The organism is Gordonia aichiensis (genome assembly GCF_039946255.1).
Lineage (GTDB): Bacteria > Actinomycetota > Actinomycetes > Mycobacteriales > Mycobacteriaceae > Gordonia > Gordonia aichiensis_A.
Genome location: NZ_JBCDWL010000005.1, coordinates 96,438 through 113,282, shown reverse-complemented (window position 1 = coordinate 113,282; position 16,845 = coordinate 96,438). Strand labels below are relative to the sequence as shown.

Annotated in this window: 16 protein-coding genes; 9 read left to right on the top strand and 7 right to left on the bottom strand. The window is 69.4% G+C overall.

Going from position 1 to position 16,845, the window contains the following annotated elements:
• Nucleotides 1–101: 101 nt before the first annotated feature.
• Nucleotides 102–1,148 (top strand): DUF2804 domain-containing protein, encoded by a 1,047-nt coding sequence (locus AAFO60_RS08080; protein WP_347955659.1) that lies wholly within the window; start codon nucleotides 102–104, stop codon nucleotides 1,146–1,148.
• Nucleotides 1,149–1,158: 10 nt separating this feature from the next.
• Here AAFO60_RS08080 and AAFO60_RS08075 read toward each other — a convergent pair whose 3' ends face one another.
• A complete protein-coding gene (locus AAFO60_RS08075; RefSeq protein ID WP_347955658.1) occupies nucleotides 1,159–2,124 on the bottom strand; it encodes a pseudouridine synthase in 966 nt (321 codons plus the stop codon).
• 89 nt (nucleotides 2,125–2,213) lie between these two features.
• Between AAFO60_RS08075 and AAFO60_RS08070 the strand changes: the two genes are divergently transcribed.
• The gene (locus tag AAFO60_RS08070) at nucleotides 2,214–2,744 is read left to right on the top strand and encodes a putative immunity protein (protein WP_347955657.1); all 531 of its coding nucleotides are present in this window, start codon (nucleotides 2,214–2,216) and stop codon (nucleotides 2,742–2,744) included.
• 50 nt (nucleotides 2,745–2,794) lie between these two features.
• Here the strand turns inward: AAFO60_RS08070 and AAFO60_RS08065 are convergent, their stop codons facing one another.
• Nucleotides 2,795–3,208, bottom strand: a complete 414-nt coding sequence (locus tag AAFO60_RS08065) for a hypothetical protein (RefSeq protein WP_347955656.1) — start codon at nucleotides 3,206–3,208, stop codon at nucleotides 2,795–2,797.
• Between the two features lie 293 nt (nucleotides 3,209–3,501).
• On the opposite strand from AAFO60_RS08065, the gene AAFO60_RS08060 reads away from it, so the two are divergent.
• The 3 genes from AAFO60_RS08060 to AAFO60_RS08050 all read left to right on the top strand — a co-directional run bounded on the left by AAFO60_RS08060 (nucleotide 3,502) and on the right by AAFO60_RS08050 (nucleotide 6,582).
• On the top strand, nucleotides 3,502–3,735 hold the full coding sequence (locus AAFO60_RS08060; RefSeq protein ID WP_347955655.1) for an SHOCT domain-containing protein: 234 nt from the start codon (nucleotides 3,502–3,504) through the stop codon (nucleotides 3,733–3,735).
• A 659-nt stretch (nucleotides 3,736–4,394) separates the two neighbouring features.
• Entirely contained in the window at nucleotides 4,395–5,807 is a 1,413-nt protein-coding gene (locus AAFO60_RS08055) for an HNH endonuclease signature motif containing protein (protein ID WP_347955654.1), read from the top strand.
• A 19-nt stretch (nucleotides 5,808–5,826) separates the two neighbouring features.
• Nucleotides 5,827–6,582 (top strand): class I SAM-dependent methyltransferase, encoded by a 756-nt coding sequence (locus tag AAFO60_RS08050; RefSeq protein WP_347955653.1) that lies wholly within the window; start codon nucleotides 5,827–5,829, stop codon nucleotides 6,580–6,582.
• Nucleotides 6,583–6,601: 19 nt separating this feature from the next.
• On the opposite strand, the gene AAFO60_RS08045 is transcribed toward AAFO60_RS08050, so the two are convergent.
• Entirely contained in the window at nucleotides 6,602–7,345 is a 744-nt protein-coding gene (locus tag AAFO60_RS08045) for an SDR family NAD(P)-dependent oxidoreductase (RefSeq protein ID WP_347955652.1), read from the bottom strand.
• Nucleotides 7,346–7,533: 188 nt separating this feature from the next.
• Here AAFO60_RS08045 and AAFO60_RS08040 point away from each other — a divergent pair, with 188 nt between their 5' ends.
• On the top strand, nucleotides 7,534–7,989 hold the full coding sequence (locus tag AAFO60_RS08040) for a carboxymuconolactone decarboxylase family protein (protein ID WP_347955651.1): 456 nt from the start codon (nucleotides 7,534–7,536) through the stop codon (nucleotides 7,987–7,989).
• Between the two features lie 13 nt (nucleotides 7,990–8,002).
• On the opposite strand, the gene AAFO60_RS08035 is transcribed toward AAFO60_RS08040, so the two are convergent.
• The 3 genes from AAFO60_RS08035 to AAFO60_RS08025 form a co-directional block, all read right to left on the bottom strand.
• Nucleotides 8,003–8,632, bottom strand: a complete 630-nt coding sequence (locus AAFO60_RS08035; protein WP_347955650.1) for a DUF2461 domain-containing protein — start codon at nucleotides 8,630–8,632, stop codon at nucleotides 8,003–8,005.
• Nucleotides 8,633–8,714: 82 nt separating this feature from the next.
• A complete protein-coding gene (fmdA, locus tag AAFO60_RS08030) occupies nucleotides 8,715–9,971 on the bottom strand; it encodes a formamidase (RefSeq protein WP_347955649.1) in 1,257 nt (418 codons plus the stop codon).
• A 49-nt stretch (nucleotides 9,972–10,020) separates the two neighbouring features.
• Nucleotides 10,021–10,299: an FmdB family zinc ribbon protein gene (locus AAFO60_RS08025; protein ID WP_347955648.1), complete on the bottom strand. Its 279-nt coding sequence runs from the start codon at nucleotides 10,297–10,299 to the stop codon at nucleotides 10,021–10,023.
• A gap of 251 nt (nucleotides 10,300–10,550) precedes the next feature.
• Between AAFO60_RS08025 and fdnG the strand changes: the two genes are divergently transcribed.
• The 3 genes from fdnG to nrfD are packed head-to-tail and all read left to right on the top strand — an operon-like array spanning nucleotide 10,551 to nucleotide 15,843.
• A complete protein-coding gene (gene fdnG / locus AAFO60_RS08020; RefSeq protein WP_347955647.1) occupies nucleotides 10,551–13,715 on the top strand; it encodes a formate dehydrogenase-N subunit alpha in 3,165 nt (1,054 codons plus the stop codon).
• Nucleotides 13,715–14,749, top strand: a complete 1,035-nt coding sequence (locus AAFO60_RS08015; protein WP_347955646.1) for a 4Fe-4S dicluster domain-containing protein — start codon at nucleotides 13,715–13,717, stop codon at nucleotides 14,747–14,749. Before fdnG ends, AAFO60_RS08015 begins: the two co-directional genes overlap by 1 nt.
• Nucleotides 14,746–15,843 carry an NrfD/PsrC family molybdoenzyme membrane anchor subunit gene (gene nrfD, locus AAFO60_RS08010; RefSeq protein WP_347955645.1) on the top strand — a complete coding sequence of 366 codons (1,098 nt, stop codon included), beginning with the start codon at nucleotides 14,746–14,748 and terminating at the stop codon, nucleotides 15,841–15,843. Before AAFO60_RS08015 ends, nrfD begins: the two co-directional genes overlap by 4 nt.
• On the opposite strand, the gene selD is transcribed toward nrfD, so the two are convergent.
• A complete protein-coding gene (selD, locus tag AAFO60_RS08005; RefSeq protein ID WP_347955644.1) occupies nucleotides 15,830–16,834 on the bottom strand; it encodes a selenide, water dikinase SelD in 1,005 nt (334 codons plus the stop codon). The two genes, nrfD and selD, sit on opposite strands and share 14 nt — an antisense overlap.
• Nucleotides 16,835–16,845 lie beyond the last annotated feature (11 nt).

Here is a 16,845-nt window from a genome sequence, read left to right as displayed (position 1 = left end):
GCTGTTCATTGTCGTCGCAGCGCCCACCCGATGGCCAACGCCGGTCGGTGGCGAACACAGAACGTGCCGGATTCGGGCGGTCCGACCGTAGGCTGACCGGCATGGCGAACAGGGCAGGCAGCGGCGGGGGACCGACACCGACATCCCGCGAACCCGAACTCCTCGAGCCGGTCTCGCTGACGGGGCCGACCGGCAAGCTGAACCGATCGGCGGTCGGTTTCGCCCGGTCACCGCTGGTCGACACCGCCGGAATCGGTCGCGGCCTGCGCGGACGCGGACGCAACAAGAGATGGGAGTACTGGAACGTCATCACGCCCACGCACATCGTGGGGATCACCGTGTCCTCGATCGACTACGCGGCCGTGCATGAGGTCTGGATCTTCGACCGCGCCACCCGAATCGAGACCGGCCGGGCGACCACCGTCGTGCCCCCGCGCGGGGTGGAACTGCCCGGATCGTTCGGCGCAGGTCCGGTCAGCGCTCGCGCCAAGGAACTCGCCATCGACATCGAGACGTCCGACGACGGCGGCACCAGATTGCGTGCCGAGATCCCCGATGCCCGCCTCGACATCGTCGTCGCTCGGCCGGCAGGTCACGAATGCCTGGCGGTCGTGGTGCCGTGGAGCGACACCCGCTTCCAGTACACGGTCAAAGACGTCGCCCTGCCCGCCTCGGGATCGGTGACCGTCGACGGCGTCGAGCACCCGGTCGCCGCCGGTCGGAGCTGGGCGGTGCTCGACCACGGGCGCGGTCGCTGGCCGTACGACATCACCTGGAACTGGGGTGCCGGATCCGGGACCTCGCGCGGGCGGGTCGTCGGGCTGCAGGTCGGCGGCAAGTGGACGGCCGGGACCGGGATGACCGAGAACGCCGTCGTGGTCGACGGTCGCCTGCACAAGATCGGGGATGAGCTGACCTGGACGTACTCCGTCGACGACTTCCTCGCTCCGTGGCGGGTCTGCGGCGGCGGCCTGGACGCCGAGCTGGTTCCCTTCCACGACAAGCGGACGCGGACGGACCTGGGGCTGCTGTCCGGGGCCACCGACCAGTGCTTCGGGACGTGGTCGGGGCGCTACGACACCGGCAGCGAGGTCATCGAGTTCGACGAGCTCGTCGGGTTCGCCGAGCATGTGCACAATCGCTGGTGATCCTCGCGCGTCAGATGTCGCCGACCGGTGCCTCGCTGAGGGTGCGACGCGTCCGAAAGCGGCGCGGCGCCTCCGACAGCGGGTCGGTGAACTGCAGTTCACGCGCGAGCAGTTGCAGCGGCAGCGTGTGGTCGTCGGGCCGCTCGGGCAGCAGGTCCGGGTACCAGGTGTCACCGAGGATGCCTGCGCCGAGCGCGGCCAGGTGCACACGCAGCTGGTGCATGCGGCCGGTGTGCGGGGTCAGTGTCGTGTGCAGCACCCGGCGTCCGGCAGGGCTCAGGCCGGCGGCGCGGAGTTCGATCGACGTCTCGGAGTTCGGCTCGCGGGAGTCGTCGACGTCGACCCGCAGACGGCCGCGGTGGGCCTGGATGTGGGTGCGATAGACGAGGGGCAGCGGTCGGCCGGCGAGTGCGGGCTCCTGCGGGTTCCACTCGGCGGGCGCAGCCGAGACGGCTTCGTAGACCTTGGTGACGCGGCGCTTCTCGAACAACGACTGGAAGGCGCCGCGGGTGGCGGGGCGAGCGGAGAACATCACCAGTCCGGCCGTCGCGCGATCGAGTCGGTGAATCGGCGTCAGATCGGGGTTGTCGAGCCGGATGCGCAGTCGGACCAGCGCCGATTCGCGCAGGAAGCGCCCGCCCGGTGTGGTCGGGAGGAAGTGCGGCTTGTCGATGACGACGAGGTCGTCGTCGACGTGCAGGATCTCCTCCTGGACCGGCAGCGGCTCCTCGTGCGCCAGTTCCCGGTAGTACCAGATGAAGAGGTGGTTCCCGAGGGGTGTGTTCCGGTCGAGTCGGGTGCCGTCGGCGCCGACGATGGTGCCCGCGTCGATTCGCCGGTACAGCTCATCGGCCCCGATGTGATCGAAGCGGGTGATGAGATAGTCGGCGATCGTGGTCCACGGTCCGGCCTCGGGCACTCGCAGCCGGGTCGCGCCGACGCCGTTTCGGACGGGCAGCGGCGACGGCATCGGCATGGGGTCATCGTCTCACGGTGTCAATGTCCCACGCGCTTCGACCGCGGCGACTCGCCGGCTCTGTCGTAGGTGTGTGGGACGATCCTCGGGTGGTCTCGATTCAGGCGCTCAGCGACGCCGACCGACGCACGCTCGCACGATGGTCGGCGGCGTGCGCGCAGCGAGTGGTGACGCTGTTCGACGCCGACGACGAGGCAGTCGGGCAAGTGCGCGATGCACTGGCCCGTGCCCGGGCGTACGGGGCGGGGGAGAGCGACGCCGCCACCGAGATCGGAAAGCGGATGATCGCGGTGCGGGCCGCCAAGTCCGCGACCACCCCGGCCGGTGCCGCCGCGGCGAGGGCCGTCGCACAGGCCTCGGCAGTCGCGCACATGGGCGCGCACGCGTTGGGGACGGCAGCGTATGCCGTGAAAGCGGTGTCGCTTGCCAACCCGGATCGTCCCGTCTGCGTCTGCGACGAGATCGCCTGGCAGATCGCGCAATTGACCGATGCGGAGAAGGAGGCGCTCCGGCTGCTGCCGCCGCTCGGGAAAGACAGTTCGGGGCCGCTCGGACCCGGACTCCTGGCCCGCGGAATCCTCGGCTCGACGATCCGGGAGATCCAGGCGGCGATCGACTGACTCCGCCGAGGGGCATGGCGGGGCGTCCGCAGTCGGGTATGCCCGGTCCGTCAGGCGAGCGGCGGACGCGGGTTCGACGCCCAGCGTCGACCGTGCACCCGGTTCACCGCTTCGAGCGTGGTCTCGGGCGAATCGTTGAAGCACAGCGGGGTGCCGGGCAACAGCGCCACCACCGTGTTGAGCGCCCGTTCGAACACGGGCGTGTAGTCGTGGGAGGTGCGGAGCCCGGAACCGATCTCGACGACGTCGAACGCCTTACCCGCGAGCAACAGGCGCACGTTGTTTTCGGCGGCATCCGGGTCGTCGGGCAGTAGGCAGACGGTGACGTCGAAGCCGGCGTCGCTCAGGTCCGCGGCGGCAGCATCGATCCGGGCCTGGAGCCGGTCGGCGCTCTGACCGGGCCACGGCGAGAAGTCGATCACGGCAGGATCCATGCCGATCTGCAACACGCGTGGACGCGACATGCGTCCACGGTAGCGCGGCGTCAGTCGGAAATCGGCAGGCTCACGCACATGCGCCGACGATTTCGAGCTCCTCGGCCCGGACTGCTCGTGGGCCGACACCGTCGTCGGGTTCAGCAGGACCGGCGATCGCGTGATGGACGTGTGCGAGTCGCCCCGGCGGTACGACGCTTCGGGGTGATGCGCGAACCCGTCTGACCCGACGCTGGACACTTCATCGAACCTTCATCGAAAACCCTGGTCAGCGTGCGGAGTCCCTGTGCCACGCTGGCAGTGCGGGGAAAGGAGGCCCAGCGATGATGGGATGGTACGGCGGTGATGCCGGATGGGCGATGATGACCTCCATGGTGCTGTTCTGGCTGGTGGTGATCGGAGTCGTGGTCTGGGCGATTGTGCGACTGACCCCGCGACGGCGCCTCGACGACGATCCGCGAGCGATTCTCGACCGACGCCTCGCCTCTGGCGAGATCGACGAGGCCGAGTACCGGTCGAGGATCGCCGCGTTGCGGGAGGGCGGACGCAGTCCGTAGCAGGCAGCGCAAGACGACGAATAGAGGCGCGGGGGGCGATCAGGATCGCCCCCCGCGCCTCTTTGCTGGCTATAGGTCGCGGCGACCCCTTGTCCTAGTTGAATGTGAGGTGTATCATAGAACACATGATCGATTGGAGTGGCCCTCAGGGGTTGCTTCTCGTTCTTTGAGAATTTGATAGCGCGTCGCGTGCATGGCGACACCAACTACGCCCACGGCACTGCTGAGGGCGCAAGGGTGGGTACGCGGCGGCAAAGTGTCAGACCGCCGCCGGCTCTGGGAGCTTCCTCGGGTTGGTTGCCCCAAGAGTGCGCCGCCGGGGTCCCTCTCTGGGGGCTCTCGTGCGGGTGGTCGCTTCCCAAGGTGGCCTCCTCTTTAGGGTGGTCGAGTAGTCCGAGGCGCTAGCCGAGGACGTATCGAGACCCCGGGGCGAGGTGCCCTCCCGCGGAGGCGGCGGTCTGACATTCGGGTGACGGACCACGCACAGCGCATCTGTATTTCCAACTGCTTTGTCGTTCAACCGTATTTCGCCTCGCAGGACGGCGGTCGGTGACCGGCACAGTCTTCTGCGGGGAGTTCAAGACCGGAATCACGACCGTCACCAACAGTGTTCGGCGATCCCGAAACTGTTGGTGACCGGGTTGTGGAGAGGGGGAGTCATGACCATGACGATGACCAGGACCGTGGTTGATGCTGTCACCGAACTCGCTGACTTGCTCAGCGATGCACTCGATCCGCCGGGAACCGCATCGCCGGGTGGGGAATTGGCCCGCGTGTTCGCGTCCCCGTCGCCGACGGGCGCCGATGATCGGCTGATTCTGGCGGTGTTGGTCGAGGTGACCAGGCTGCTCAACCTGTGCACCACGACGCTCGCTACCGCGACCGAGGCGGCTGAGCGGGCCGGGATCCCGGCCCGCAAACGCGTCAAACGCGCGAGCGATCTGCTGCGCGAACTCGGGCACCCACCGGCCGTCGCCTACCGATTGGCTCGGGTCGGCGCGGCCGCGGCCTCCCTTCCCGAGGTGTCGCGGCAGGCGCGCACCGGTGGTGTTTCGCTTGAGCATGGTGATGCGGTCGGGCGTGGGGTCGCGTTCGTGAGCAGGCGGGTCCCGCTCGACGACCAGTCTCGGCAGGATTTGGCGCGCCGGTTGGCGGTGCAGGTGACGCCGGCTGACGTCGATACTCGCGCCCGCGAGTTGGCCCTCGAATGGGCGCCCGCCTCCGATCCCACCGATCCGGAGGTGGTGCCGGTGGCCGAGCGGCCCGACCTGAACGAGATGACCTTGACCACCGGCGCTGATGGCCGCACCACCGCGACGCTCGACCTGGATGCCCTGTCTGGGGAGGAGTTGCACCAGGCACTCGATCCGCTGTGTCGGCCGGTGCCGCTGCCGGATGGGTCGCGGGATCCGCGGACGGTGACTCAGCGGCGGGCTGAGGCGTTCGGGCAGATCGTGCGCGGCTACCTGACCGGCCGTGACCGACCGACCGCCTCGGGCGGGGTGTTGCCGCACGTGACGCTGATCGTCCCCACCCACACCGAGACCACCCGCACCGAGACCGCCCGAACCCAGGCCGCTGGGCCCGCGCCGAGTCCGTCTGCGGGCGCGTCGTCGGTGGCTTCTCTCGGGTTCGCCGGGCCGGTCTCGCCGGCCACGGTGGGGTTGGTGGTGTGTGAGGCGGCGATGCGGCGGGTGGTGCTCGATGGGGAGTCGGCGCCGTTGGATGTGGGCCGCGAGCACCGTCTGGTGACGGTGGCTTTGCGTAAGGCGCTCGAGGCGCGTGATCGGGGGTGTGCGTTCCCCGGGTGCGGGCGGCCGGTGTCGTGGACCGATGCGCATCACTGCGTGCCCTGGTCGGATGGTGGTGAGACGTCGGTCGACAACTGTGTGCTCCTGTGCCGGATGCACCACACCGTCGTCCATCACACGGGGTGGGAGGTGTTCATCGGCCACGACCGGCATCCCTGGTTCCGGCCACCGGCCGACACGTCGCGTCCGGTGGTTTCGCGGGAACCGATCCGCTCCAACGCCCGCCGCACGATGACCGCCGCACCTACCGCTGCCGCGTAGAACGCAATATCATTCGTAGATGAGCTTCGCAGCCTCGGCGGATGCCTATTCGCGCTTCATGGGGCGATACTCCGAACCCCTCTCCGGCCCCTTCGCGGCATTTGCCGGAATACATGCGGGGGACCGCGTGGTCGATGTCGGCAGCGGGCCGGGAGCGCTGACCGCTCACTTGCTCACAATCGGCGCCGAGGTCGCCGCAATCGACCCGTCACCGCCCTTCGCGGCCGCGCTTCGCAGGCGATTCGCAGACGTCGATGTTCGTGAGGGCACCGCCGAAGCGATGCCCTTCGCCACCGGCGAGTTCGATGCGGCGCTGGCTCAACTCGTCGTCCACTTCATGCCCGACCCCGTGGCGGGCATCAAGTCGATGGCCCGTGTGACTCGCTCCGGTGGACGAGTCGCCGCGTGCATCTGGGATGCAGAATCGGGTGCAGTCGCGCCGTTCTGGGAGGCGGTGCGCCAGCTCGACGCCGACGCCGTCGATCCGGCGTTCGCGCCGGGCGCCCATCGAGGATCCCTGTCCACACTCTTCGCCCAGGCGGGACTGGACGATATCGAGGAGATCGACGTGACCGTCGGCGTCCTCCATCCGAGCTTTGAAGAGTGGTGGGAGCCTTACACCTTCGGTATCGGCCCCGCCGGTGCGTATTGCGCCCGGTTGGACGCAGCGGACCGCGACCGCGTTCGCTCCGCTGCCCGAGACCTGTTCGGCGAAGGACCGTTCACCGTTACCGCGACAGCCTGGGCTGCGCGGGGAACGGTGAATCGGCCGTAATCGGGAGCTCCCCGCGACCTCAGTACAGCTTGTTCGCGCCGCCGTCGGCCATGAGGGTCTGACCCGTCATGTATTTGGAGTCATCGGAGATGAGGAACGCCACGATGGGTGCGACATCCGTCTCGGGGTCGCCGAATCGACCGAGCGGGACCTTCTTCAGCGACGACTCGTAGAGTTCCGGTGCGGACTTGCTCCACGCCTCGACTCCCGCGGTCATCGCCATCGGACACACGATGTTGACGCGGATGTCGTCGCGAGCCCACTCGTTCGCGACCACCCGCGACAGGCCGCGGATGGCCTCCTTCGCCGCCGCATACGATCCCTGCGTCGGCTGACCCACGAGGGCGGCACCGGAACCGAAGTTCACGATCGACCCGCCCGCATCCTTCAGATGGGGGTGGGCGGCGAGCATGAAGTTGCGGGTGGCGATGAATCCGGTCGAGAACGACAGATCCCACATGTCCTGTGTGATGTCGAGGAACGGTGCCTGCCGGGATGCGTGCGCGTTGTTGACCACGCCGGTCAGTCCGCCGAAGCGCTCGACGGCGGTGGCGATCGCGAGGTCGGCGGTCTCCTGCAGCCCCACGTCGCCGCGGATGAAGACGACATCGCCACCGAACTCGGCTTCCAGCGCGGCGCCGGCGTCAGCGTCGATGTCGACCGCGACGACCTTGGCTCCGCGCCGAGCGAGAACTCGCGAGATGGCACCGCCGATCCCAGCGGCACCTCCGGTTACGACGACGATCTTGCCCTTCAACTCCATCGGTGTGCTTCCCTTCTCAGCGCCGTACGCGGCACTGCGTGAACAGGTGACTTCGGATCCATTGTCGATGCCGCGACGGCTTGAGGCAGCCGGAAGCGTCCGATCAGTGGGAGAGGTCGTACCCCGGTCGTAGGCTGGGAGTGAGAAGTACACGAGACGCGTGCAACCTCTGTCGAAAGGATCGGCCGATGGACGTCGTCAACCTGAGCAAGCAGCATCCCAGCATGTACCAGCAGGTGATCGAGCTCAACAACTCCGCAGAGGCGGCAGCCGCCGGAGCCGGTCTCGATCCGCTGTTGGTGGACCTGGTCAAGATCCGGGTCTCTCAGCTCAACGGGTGCGCGTTCTGCCTGCGCATGCATTCGCGCGAGGCGATGTCGAAGGGGGAGAGTGCCGACCGGCTCGCAGTGATCGCCGCGTGGTGGGAGTCTCAGTACTTCACCGACGCCGAACGTGCCGCACTGGCCCTTGCAGAAGACGTCACCGGGCTGCCGGTGCCCGACCAGCAGCGCTGGGACACCGGCGCACTGAACGCGGAACAGGTGTCGGCCGTCAGTTGGATCGCGATCGTCATGAACACCTGGAACCGCCTCGCGGTGCGCAGCCACTATCCGGTCGCACCCGAGCCGACGCGTTCGGTCTGAGCCCGTTCCGTCGTCACGCCGTGCGGCGGACGACCCAATCGACGAGAGGACGCGCCTCACGCCAATGCCGACGGATCTGGTCGGCCAACTCGGGGGTGTGAATGATCTCGTCGAAGCCGTAGTCTCGGCTGACCGTGAGAGACCGATGCCGGAGCAGGTCGATTCGCGGGTGGTCGGTGCTCCAGCCGCGAGGTGCGGTCTTCACACGGTCGCCACCGACCTCCCAACCCTTGCGGACCAGCGTCGCCACGATGCGTTCCAACTCGCTGCCGTGCAGATCGTCGTCGATCGCCCGACGGATCAGCGCGAGAGCCTCCGCATCCGCGTGATAGAAGCCGGCCGCGACTTTGACGCCCGGTGCAGCGACCTCCACGTAGTAGCCCGTCGCCGGTCCCATGGCGACGAACGCACCCTGATGGGTCTTGTATGGCGTCTTGTCTTTGGCGAAGCGCACATCGCGGTACGGCCGGAAGACTTTGGCGTCGCCGAACTCCTCGGCCAACTCGTCGGTGAGCGCTGCCATCGGGGCGGCCACCGAATCCCGGTAGACGTCGCGGTGCGCTTCCCAGAACACCTTGCTGTTGTCGATCTCGAGGTCGTCGTAGAAGTCGAGCGCGGCCTCGGGGAAACCGGTGAAGCTCATGGATCGAGACTACCGAGGTCGGGACCCCGGGCGACCGGGGTCCCGCACCGGGCCGGGGACACGACCGCGGCCTGACCGCTCCTTACGGCGCGGCGTGCGGCGCCCCGATGCCCGGATCGATCTGTACCGGCCCGCCCTTTCCAGGGGTGACGTCGAAGTCGAAGATCGACGTCGGAATGTAGACGGTGGCGCACGAGTTCGGGATGTCGACGACGCCGGAGAACCGTCCCTCCACAGGCGCGGCGCCGAGCAGCAGGTATGCCTGCTCGGGGCTGTACCCGAACTTTGACAGGTACTCGATGGCGTGCAGGCAGGCGCGCTGGTAGGCGAGCTGCGAATCCAGGTATCGCTGCTCGCCGTCCAGGGTCACCGACGTTCCGGAGAAGGCGACGAACTGCTCGTAGCGTGGGCCGACGTCGCCACCGGGGAGGAAGATCGCGTTCTCGGTGACTCCGTAGGTCTCCATGCCGCCCTTGATCAGGTCGACGTGCAGGTCGATGAAGCCGCCCATCTCGATGCCGCCGCAGAAGGTGATCTCGCCGTCGCCCTGGCTGAAGTGGAGATCGCCCACCGACAGGTTGGCGCCGTCGACGAACACCGGATAGAACACGCGGGTTCCGCGGGTGAGGTTCTTGATGTCCTGATTGCCGCCGTTCTCGCGCGGCGGCGCGGTGCGCGCGGCTTCGGCGGCTGCGGCGGCGAAGGCCTCCCCGGTCAGCGATCCGAGGATCGCGTGCTCGGGCTCGGGCGGCAGCGCCAGCGGCGGCACTCGGTCCGGATCGGTGGCGATGAGCGCCGCCTCGCGGGCGTTCCACTTGCCGAGCAGTTCCTTCGACGGCGCGGTCCCCATCAGCCCCGGATGGATCATCCCGGTGAAGCTCACGTGCGGGATGTGGCGGGAGGTCGCGGTGTGTCCGTGGAAGTCCCACACGGCCTTGTAAGCGTCGGGGAACTGATCGGTGAGGAAGCTGCCGCCGTTCTGCTTGGCGAAGATGCCCGTGTATCCCCAGCCCTGCCCGGCCAACGGTCCGGAGTCCTCCTGCGGCAGCGGGCCGACGTCGACGATGTCGACGATCAGCAGGTCGCCGGGCTGCGCACCCTCGACGCCGAACGGGCCGGACAGGGTGTGCACGGTCTTGAGCGGGGCGTTCAGGATGTCCTCGGCGGAGTCGTCGTTGACGATCGCACCGTCGAACCATTCCCGGCAGTGAACACGGAACGTGTCGCCGGGCTTGACTTGCACGGCAGGCGGAATCGCGTAGTGCCACCGGTTGTGACCGAGGATCTCCTGGTCGGTGAACTTCTTCGTGGAGTCGAGGGGAAAGACGACCTCGGGCATCGGGCGGTTCCTTTCGCTGGAAGACGTCCTGGTCGGCCGGACCCGGCCGTCAGGGGCGGGGAAGTCGGGCGTGACGCGGATCGGTCGAGACCGGCGCAGGTCGCCTGCGACCGGGCGGAATCCGGTCGACGACGGCCGGTGCGTGCGCGGTCGACGCGGTGGCGTCGAGCGCGGCCATCGCGGCGCCGCGGCGGGCGAGAGCCGGCGAACTCATCCGCCGGCGGGCGGCGACGCCGCACGCGCACGCTGCCGCGTCGGGGACGTCGGACATCGGGTACGCGGCCTCGAAACAGCCGCAGTCGGCGCAGTGGAACTGATAGACGGGCATGGGATCTGCTGTACCTCCCGATCGACGCGGGGCGAGCCGCGTGCGTCCGTTGGTGAGTCCACCTCGGACTGTACGACGAAGTCCGCTCGGGCGCGGGCGATTCGCCGGCGCCCGAGGCAGGTGACGCATCCGCGTGCTTCGACGACATCCGCTCGTGTCGGGCGCCCGCGGACGTCGCCGAAGTACGCGGATACGGCCGACCGGAGCCTAATCGGCGCGGAGCGCGCGGCATCGGGGATAGGGTGGGAGCCATGTCCCGGTTCAGTCCGCTCGAGTGGCCCGTGGTGCGTCAGCTGCGCACCGGCGACCGACTCGGTCGCGGCCCGGCGGTGGAATCGGCGCAGACCAAGGCGATGACGGCGCGGACGACGACGGCCGATCGCGTCGTGTCGTCGGTGTGCCCGTTCTGCGCGGTCGGCTGCGGACAGAAGGTGTTCGTGGCAGACGGGCGTGTCACCCAGATCGAAGGCGACCCGGACTCGCCGATCTCGCGCGGGCGGCTGTGCCCCAAGGGCGCCTCCAGCGAGCAGCTGGTCAACAATCCGCTGCGTCAGACCACCGTCCGTTACCGTGCGCCGTACGCGACCGAGTGGCAGGACCTCGACCGAGACACCGCGATCGACATGATCGCGGACCGCTTCGTGCAGGCGCGACGGGCCCACTGGCAGGACGTCGACGACCACGGCCGCCCCCTGCGCCGGACGATGGGCATCGCCCATCTGGGCGGCGCGACCCTCGACAACGAAGAGAACTACCTGATCAAGAAGCTCTTCACCGCGGCGGGGGCGATCCAGATCGAGAACCAGGCCCGGATATGACACTCCGCCACGGTTCCCGGTCTGGGAGCCTCGTTCGGACGCGGCGGCGCCACCCAGTTCTTGCAGGACATGGCCAACGCCGACTGCATCGTGCTCATGGGCGGCAACATGGCCGAAGCCCATCCCGTCGGCTTCCAATGGGTCGCTGAGGCGAAGTCCCGCGGTGCCCGCGTCATCCATGTGGATCCGCGGTTCACGCGTACCTCCGCGGTGGCCGACAAGCACATCGCCATCCGGGCCGGCTCGGACATCGTGCTGCTCGGCGGGCTGATCAACCATGTGCTCACCACTGAGAAGTACTTCCGCGAGTACGTGGTCGCGTACACCAACGCCGCCACCCTCGTCGCCGCCGACTTCCAGGACACCGACGACCTCGACGGCCTGTTCTCCGGGTTCGACGAGGACACCGGGACGTACGATCGGCGCACCTGGCGATACGACGGCGGGACCGACGAGACCCTGCAGGACCCGCGGACGGTGTTCCAGATCCTCAAGCGCCACTACGCGCGGTACACGCCGGAGATGGTGGAGCAGATGTGCGGCATCGACGCCGCCGACTTCGCGTACCTCGCGGCCGCGCTGACCGACAACTCCGGACCCGAACGGACCGGCTGCTTCGGCTACGCCACCGGCTGGACGCAGCACACGATGGGCGCCCAGGTGATCCGGACGGCCGCGATCCTGCAGCTGCTGCTCGGCAACGTGGGGCGGCCGGGCGGCGGCATCATGGCGTTGCGCGGCCACGCCAGCATCCAGGGCTCCACCGACATCCCGACCCTGTTCGACCTGCTGCCCGGCTACCTGCCGATGCCCTCGGCTGGCAAGGAGGACACCTTCGCGCAGTATCTCGACCGGGTGCGCCCGGCGTCGGGCAAGGGCTTCTGGCAGTACGCGGAGGACTACACCGTCAGCCTGCTCAAGGCCTGGTGGGGCGACGTCGCGACCGCCGAGAACGACTGGTGCTACGACTATCTGCCGCGCCTGACCGGACCGGCGGGCACCTACCAGACCACCGTGGAGATGCTCGAAGGCAATGTCGACGGCTACTTCGTCGTCGGCCAGAACCCGGCGGTCGGCTCGGCCAACAGCCGCCAGCAGCGCATGGCGATGTCGAAGCTGAAGTGGCTGGTCGTCCGCGACCTGAACATGATCGAGACCGCCACCTGGTGGAAGGAGGGACCGGAGATCGACTCGGGTGAACTCGTCACCACCGACATCGCGACCGAGGTCTTCTTCCTGCCCGCCGCCACGCACGTGGAGAAGGCCGGCTCGTTCACCCAGACCCAGCGCATGCTGCAGTGGCGCCACCAGGCGGTGGCGCCGCCCGGTCAGGCGCAGAGCGAACTGGACTTCTACTACGACCTCGGGCAGCGGATCCGGCAGCGCGTGGCCGACTCCGACGACCCCCGCGACCGGCCCTTGCAGGACCTGACCTGGGAGTATCCGTTGGATGCGGACGGCGACGTCGACCCCGAGGCGGTCCTCGCCGAGATCAACGGCCGCTATGTGAGCGGGCCGCAGGCCGGACAGCCGCTCGACTCGTACACCCAACTGCGGTCCGACGGTTCGACCATCGCCGGCTGCTGGATCTACACCGGCGTCTACGCGGGCGGTGTCAACCAGGCCGCCCGCCGCATCCCGCACGGCGGGGGCGGCGTCACCCAGGCCGAATGGGGCTGGGTGTGGCCGTCGGACCGCCGGATCCTGTACAACCGGGCCTCTGCCGATCCGCAGGGCAAGCCGTGGAGCGAACGCAAGAAGTACGTGTGGTGGGACGCCGAGGCCGGTCGCTGGACCGGCTCGGACGTGCCCGACTTCCCGATCGATCGAGCACCGGGCGCAGTGCCCGAGCCGGGCGCGGTCGGTGCCGACGCGATCGGCGGCGATGACGCGTTCATCATGCAGGCCGACGGCAAGGGTTGGCTCTTCGCACCTGACGGGCTCGTCGACGGTCCGCTGCCCACCCACTACGAGTCGCAGGAGTCGCCGGTCGCGAACGCGCTGTACTCCCAGCAGCAGGCACCGGCGCGAGTCATGCTGCCGCGCGAGGACAATCTCGATGCGCCGAGCGCCGGAGATCCCGGCGACGACGTCTACCCGTACGTCTTCACCACGTACCGGCTCACCGAGCATCACACCGCGGGCGGCATGAGCCGCTGGTCGCCGTACCTGGCCGAGCTCCAGCCGGAGATGTTCTGCGAGGTGTCCCCGGAACTGGCCGCCGAGTGCGGTCTGGCGAACGAGGGGTGGGCGACCATCATCTCGCCGCGCGCGGTCATCGAGACCAGGGTGCTGGTGACCGATCGGATGCGGCCCCTGCAGATCAACGGCCGCACCGTCCATCAGGTCGGCCTGCCGTATCACTGGGGTGCGGGCAGCGACGCGGTCGTCTCCGGCGACGCCGCCAACGACCTGGTCGGTGTCACGATGGACCCCAACGTCTTCATTCAGGAGTCGAAGGTCGGCTCGTGCGCGTTGATCGCCGGGCGACGGCCGCGGGGCGCCGCCGCCGACGAACTGGTCCGCGACTATCGGCGTCGCGCCGGGGTCACCGTCGACACCGACACCACCCGGATCACCCGGCGAGAGGAGAAGTGATGGGTCAGTTCAGCGGTCCCAGCGATCCGAGCGCCGACGCGCACTGGCACCTCCACGAGGAGCGGCGCGGCTTCTTCACCGACACTTCCGTGTGCATCGGCTGCAAGGCCTGCGAGGTGGCGTGCAAGGAGTGGAACCGCAACCCGCGCGACGGCGACCTGGAGTTCACCGGGATGTCGTACGACAACTCGGTCTCCCTCGGCGCCAGCACCTGGCGGCACGTCGCGTTCATCGAGCAGGACGCCGACCGGATCGAGCAGGCCCGCAGATCCGGCGCCGAGCTCGTCTCGCTGGGCATGCCGTCGATGCCCGGTGCGGGTGCCGCGACCGAGCCGGCGCCGTCGGATCAGGCCCGGCAGGAGCTCACTCCGCCCGACACCCCGGAGTTCCGGTGGCTGATGTCCTCGGACGTGTGCAAGCACTGCACGCACGCAGGCTGCCTGGACGTGTGTCCGACCGGCGCGATGATGCGCACCGAGTTCGGGACCGTCGTGGTCCAGGCCGACATCTGCAACGGGTGCGGCACCTGCGTCGCCGGGTGCCCGTTCGGGGTGGTGGAGCGGCGCGGCGACGGCACCGTCGCGCCCACCACTCGCGTGGGTGAGCGCAAGGGGGAGCAGCCGGAGGTCCCCAATCACGGTCTCGCCCAGAAGTGCACTCTCTGCTACGACCGACTGCGCGACGACCAGACGCCGGCCTGCGCGCAGACCTGCCCGACCGAGTCGATCTCGTTCGGCACCCGCGACGACATGGTCGCCAAGGCGCACGAGCGAGTGACCCAGCTGCACGCCGAGGGGATGACCGAGGCCCGCCTGTACGGTGCCAATCCGGACGACGGCGTCGGCGGCACCGGCTCGGTGTTCCTGCTGCTCGACGAACCCGAGGTGTACGGTCTGCCGCCCGACCCGCGGGTCTGCACCGCCGATCTGCCGAGCATGTATCGGCGCGCGGGGGTGGCCGTCGCGGCGATGGCCGCCGCGACGGCGGTGTCGTTCGTGAGATCGCTGGCCGGCCGTCGAGGAGGGCGCCGGTGACCAGTTCGGACTTCGGTCAGTTCCGCCCGCCGCGTCCCGAACGCCGAGGTCGGGGGAGGGGCGGTCGTCGCAAGGGCCGCCGCGCCGACGACATCATGGTGCCGGACGCGCAGATCGAGCACCTCGACTCGCGCGGCTACTACGGACATCCGGTGGTGAAGGCGCCGCCGTGGGAGACGCCGGTGGCCGTCTATCTGGTGCTCGGCGGAGTGGCGGGCGGCTCGGGTCTGCTGGCGGCAGGCGCCCAACTGACCGGCCACCCGGCGCTGCGGCGCAGCACGAGGCTGACCGGGCTCGCCGCCGCAGGCGCCGGTGCCTTGGCACTGGTGGCCGACCTCGGTCGGCCCGAACGATTCCTGCACATGATGCGGACGTTCAAGGTGACCTCGCCGATGAGCGTCGGGTCCTGGATCCTGATGGGATACAGCGGGCTGATCGGGGTCGCCGCCGCGGGCGAAGTCGACCGGCTGCTCGGCGACCGGCTGCCGCTGGGCTCGCTGCGGCCGATCCTGCGGGCCCTGGAGTCGCCGGCGGGCCTCGGTGCGGGTCTGCTCGGTGCGCCGCTGGCCGCCTACACCGCCGTGCTCCTCGGCGACACGGCGATGCCCACCTGGAATGCCATGCACCGCGACCTGCCGTTCGTCTTCGTCAGCTCGGCGAGCCTGGCCGCCGGGGGTGCCGCGCTCATCACGACGCCGGCGGGACAGGCCGGTCCGGCCCGTGATCTGGCGGTGCTCGGTGTCGTCGGCGACGTCGTCGCCACCCGGTTGATGGAACGCCGGATGGACCCGGTGGCGGCCGAGCCGCTGCACGAGGGGACCCCCGGGACGCTGATGCGGACCGCCGAGGCCCTCGCCGTCGCGGGCGGCGTCGGCGCGCTGGTGGCGGGCGGGCGCCCGGGCCGGTGGCGGCGGGCGCTGGCGGCGCTGTCCGGGGCGGCGCTGGTCGCGGCGTCTGCGTGCACCCGATTCGGCGTGTTCCACGCGGGCATCGAGTCCGCGCACGATCCGCGTTACACCATCGAACCGCAGAAGCGTCGACTGGCGGCGCGGCGCGCGGCCGGCATCACCGGCGACTCCATCACCGGATCGTGAGGCGCGTGCCGCCGACCACCGTGTGACCGATCACCGGGTAGCCGGGCACTTCGCCGACCACCAGCAGACCACCGGAGGTCTGGGCGTCGGCCAACAGCAGCAGATCGTCGTCGGTGACCCCCGGCCCGACCTCCAGATGGGGGCGCACCCAGTCGAGATTGCGATGCGTGCCACCGGAGACGAAGCCGTCGCGCAGCGCCTCGCGAACACCGTCGAGCACCGGGACGGCCGAGGCGTCGACGACGGCGCCGACGCCGGACGCGCGGCACATCTTGTACAGGTGACCGAGCAGACCGAACCCGGTCACGTCGGTGGCCGCGCGCGCCCCCGCGGTGAGGGCGGCGTCCGCGGCGTCGCGGTTGAGGGTCGTCATCGAGGCGATGGCCTGCTCGAACACCTCGCCGGTCCGCTTGTGCCGGTTGTTCAGCAGCCCGACGCCGATCGGTTTGGTGAGCGTGATCGGCAGTCCCGCCGCCGCCGCGTCGTTGCGCAGCAGGCGATCCGGGTCGGCGACACCGGTGACGGCCATCCCGTACTTGGGTTCGGGGTCGTCGATGGTGTGACCGCCGATCACCGGACAGCCGGCGCGGGCGCCGACGTCGAGTCCGCCGCGCAGGACCTCGGTCATCAGCTCCATCGGGAGCACGCCGCGCGGCCAGCCGACCAGGTTGATCGCCACCACCGGGCGCCCGCCCATCGCATAGACGTCCGACAACGCGTTCGCTGCGGCGATGGCACCCCAGTCGTAGGCGGAGTCGACCACGGGCGTGAAGAAGTCCGCGGTCGAGAGCACGGCCAGACCGTCGGCGACGCGGACGGCGGCGGCGTCGTCGCCGTCTTCCAGTCCGACGAGAACGTCGGGGGAGGCGGGGCCGATGAGCCCGGCGACGGCGTCCTCCAGTTCCCCGGCCGGGATCTTGCAGGCGCAACCGCCGCCGTGGGCGTAGTCGGTGAGACGGATCGTCTGGGGGGTCAGCGTGTCGTCGGTCACGGAGTCGAGGG